Raw genomic sequence first — 3,274 nt, 5'->3', positions numbered from 1 at the left:
GTCGAGGACGGCCTGCAGTCCGGAGCCGCGATGCAGATCAGGGCCGGCTTCAGCGAGGTGGTGATCGCGGGCGGGGTCGACGTCATGAGCGCCGCCCCCTACTACACGCACGACGGCCGCTGGGGCATCAAGGGACCCGGCCTCCAGCTGCACGACTCGCTCGCCCGGGGCCGGGTCACCGCGGGCGGCGTCAACCACCCCGTGCCGGGCGGCATGATCGAGACCGCCGAGAACCTGCGCCGCGAGTACGGCATCAGCCGCGCCGACCAGGACGCCCTCGCCCTGCGCTCGCAGCGGCGCGCCGGCCGGGCCGCTGCCGAGGGGCGGTACGAGGCGGAGACCGTCCCCGTCACCGTACGGACCCGCAAGGGCGAGACGGTGGTCAGCGCCGACGAGCACCCGCGCCCCGACACCACCGCCGAACAGCTCGCGGCGCTGCGCCCGATCATGGGCAAGACCGACCCGGAGGCCACCGTCACCGCGGGCAACGCCAGCGGCCAGAACGACGCGGCCGCCGCCTGCCTGGTGACCAGCGCCGCCACCGCGCAACGGCTCGGCCTCACCCCGCTCGTCCGGCTGGTCTCCTTCGCCCGCGCCGGGGTGCCCGCCGCCACCATGGGTATCGGCCCCGTCCCCGCCACCCGTACGGCGCTCGCCCGCGCCGGGCTCACCCTCGCCGACCTGGACCTGATCGAGCTCAACGAGGCCTTCGCCGCCCAGGTGCTGGCCTGCACCCGCGAACTGGGACTCGGCGAGAAGGACCACGAGGAGCGGATCAACGTGAACGGCTCCGGCGTCTCCCTCGGCCACCCGGTCGGCGCCACCGGCGCCCGCATCCTCGCCACGCTGACCAGGGAACTGCACCGCCGCGAGGCCCGCTACGGCCTGGAGACCATGTGCATCGGCGGCGGCCAGGGCCTCGCCGCGGTCTTCGAGCGCATCGCCGCCTGAGAGCGGTCACCACCCCGCCGCGGGTGCTTCCCGGCTGCCCGGCCGGTCATTGAGAGGCACGGCATCTCACTGCACCAGATCCACACCGACGTCGGGCGCGCGGCGTCCGGCCCGTACGGCCGCACCGTCGCGCACGGGTACATGGTGCTGAGCTGGGGCATCCCGATGTTCGGTGAGCTGCTCCGGGTACGGGGAGTGGGCCGCGCCCTCAACTACGCGGTCAACCGGGTCCGGTGCCGGTCAGCGGCCGGGTCCGGCCGCACGCCGCGGTCCACCGCGGTGACGGAGGCCGCCCGCGGCGGGGTACGGATGACCCGGGCCTTCACCTTCGAGCTGGAGGGGTCCGTGAAGCCCGCCTGCGTGGCCGAGTCGCTGACCCACTTCTACCCGTGACGTGAAATGACCAGATGGGGGCCTACCACCGTGCGTGCACGGGTTCCTCGGCCGGCGCCACCGCGAGGTGGTCCGGCGTGGAGTCCGGGTCCGTCAGCCGGTTCAGCCGCGCCGGTACGTCGAAGCCGACCAGCACCACCACGATCACCGTGCCCGCGAACGTCAGCACCGCCAGTGCCCGCCCCAGGTCCATGCCGGAGGCCAGATGCGCGCCGAGGACCGGGGCGACGGCCCCGCCGAGGGCGCCCACGTTGTACGTGAAGCCGAGCGCGGCACCCCGGCTCGCCGTCGGGAAGTGCCCGCCGATGTAGCGCGGCAGCAGACCGGAGATGCCGAAGCTCGTCGCCTGGAGCAGGAACAGCAGGATGCCGAGCAGCAGCAGATTGTTCTGCACGGCGAACACCGGATAGATGAAGGCGAGCGAGGCCAGCAGCGTCAGCGCGTACGCCTTCTTCGCCCCGATCCGGTCACCCAGGAAGCCCGCGGCCCAGCAGCCGGCCATGGTGCCGAAACCCGCGAAGTACAGGACGTCGGTGACCTGGTCCGTGCTGTAACCCAGGTCGGTCTTCAGGTACGTCGGCAGCAGGGCCTGGATCGGCCACGAGTACAGGAACGCGAAGAACAGCGTCACGATCATCGACAGATACAGCACCCAGCCGCGCTTCCCGCCCAACTGCACGGCGAACGCGGCGAGCGAGAGACCGGCGATCACCGAGAGCACCGGCACCATCCCGGCGCCGCCGGGCGTGAAGACGAGGAACAGCGACACCGTGGCGACGACGACCAGCACCGTGTTGGCGGTGGCCCGGCCGCGGGTGACGAACAGCGGCCCGAACGGATGGGGCCTGACGCCCTTCTCCGCGACGGACTCCGTCCACTCCTCGGCCTCCGGCAGCGCGCGCCGCATCCACAGCGCGATGGCTATCGGGACGAGCCCCAGATAGAACATCCAGCGCCAGCCGAGCGAGGGGACCACCCAGTTGTAGACCTGGGCGGCGAGCACCGAACCGACCGAGAAGCCGGAGATCAGGAAGCCGCTGGCCCGGCTGCGCAGCGCGGCGGGCCAGCTCTCCATGACGTATGTGGCGCTGGCGCTGTACTCACCGGCCATGCCCATGCCGATGGCCAGCCGGGCGGCGAACAGGCTGTGGTAGTTCCAGGCGAACCCGCAGGCGAAGGTACCCACCGAGTACAGCAGGATGCTCAGCACCATGGAGAGCTTGCGGCCGTAGCGGTCACCGATGGCGCCGAGCACCGCCCCGCCCAGCCAGCGGGTGATGAACGCGCCGGAGATCAGGCTGGCGGCCTGAACCGTGCTCAGGCCGAACTCGTCACTGATCTCGGTCAGCACGAGGGTGATCAGCACGAAGTCGAAGCCGTCGAGGACATAGCCGATCCAGGCGGCGAAGAACGACTTCCACTGGGTGCGGCTGACCTGGCGGTACCAGGGGAGCGTGGGGGGTGATGTGGTCTGCACGGTGACTCCAGGATGCGGGACGGCGCTCGCCCTTGAACAGCCGCCCCGCGTGGTGGGGGAGGGTCAGGGCCGGGCGATGCCCGCGACGAAGCGGGCGGTCAGGGCCGTGGGAGCGGTGATGGCGGTGCCGACGACGACGCTGTGTGCTCCGCGCTGCAGGGCCTCGGCCGCCTCCTCGGGGGTGTTGATACGGCCTTCGGCGACGACCGGGACGTCGATCGCGGCCGAGAGCGCGGCGACCAGAGCGAGGTCGGGGCCGGTCTGCTTCGGCGTGCCGGGAACGTAGCCGGACAGCGTGGTGGAGACGAAGTCCGCACCCAGCCGGGCCGCGGCGACCCCCTCTTCGAGGGTGGAGACATCGGCCATGACCAGGGCGCCGGCCGCGTGGACCGCCTCGACGAGATCGGCGAACGCCGAGCCGTCGGGGCGCGGCCGGTCGGTGGCGTCGGCGGC

General features: G+C 72.1%; 3 protein-coding genes and 1 pseudogene. 2 read left to right on the top strand and 2 right to left on the bottom strand.

Features of this window, described 5'->3' with window-relative positions; genetic code table 11:
- Both J1C73_RS01370 and J1C73_RS01365 read left to right on the top strand, forming a co-directional pair.
- The coding region (locus J1C73_RS01370; RefSeq protein WP_207314694.1) for an acetyl-CoA C-acyltransferase at positions 1-951 on the top strand (951 nt) is incomplete at its 5' end.
- Between the two features lie 72 nt (positions 952-1,023).
- A pseudogene (locus tag J1C73_RS01365) lies at positions 1,024-1,344 on the top strand (hotdog family protein); the annotation flags it as partial.
- A 22-nt stretch (positions 1,345-1,366) separates the two neighbouring features.
- Here the strand turns inward: J1C73_RS01365 and J1C73_RS01360 are convergent.
- Entirely contained in the window at positions 1,367-2,821 is a 1,455-nt protein-coding gene (locus J1C73_RS01360; protein WP_207314693.1) for a sialate:H+ symport family MFS transporter, read from the bottom strand.
- A gap of 63 nt (positions 2,822-2,884) precedes the next feature.
- On the bottom strand, positions 2,885-3,274 hold a 390-nt coding region (locus J1C73_RS01355; RefSeq protein ID WP_207314692.1), incomplete at its 5' end, for a nitronate monooxygenase.

It is taken from the genome of Streptomyces laculatispora (assembly GCF_017353455.1).
Taxonomy (GTDB): Bacteria; Actinomycetota; Actinomycetes; order Streptomycetales; family Streptomycetaceae; genus Streptomyces; species Streptomyces laculatispora.
This window is presented reverse-complemented; position numbering and strand designations above follow the sequence as displayed.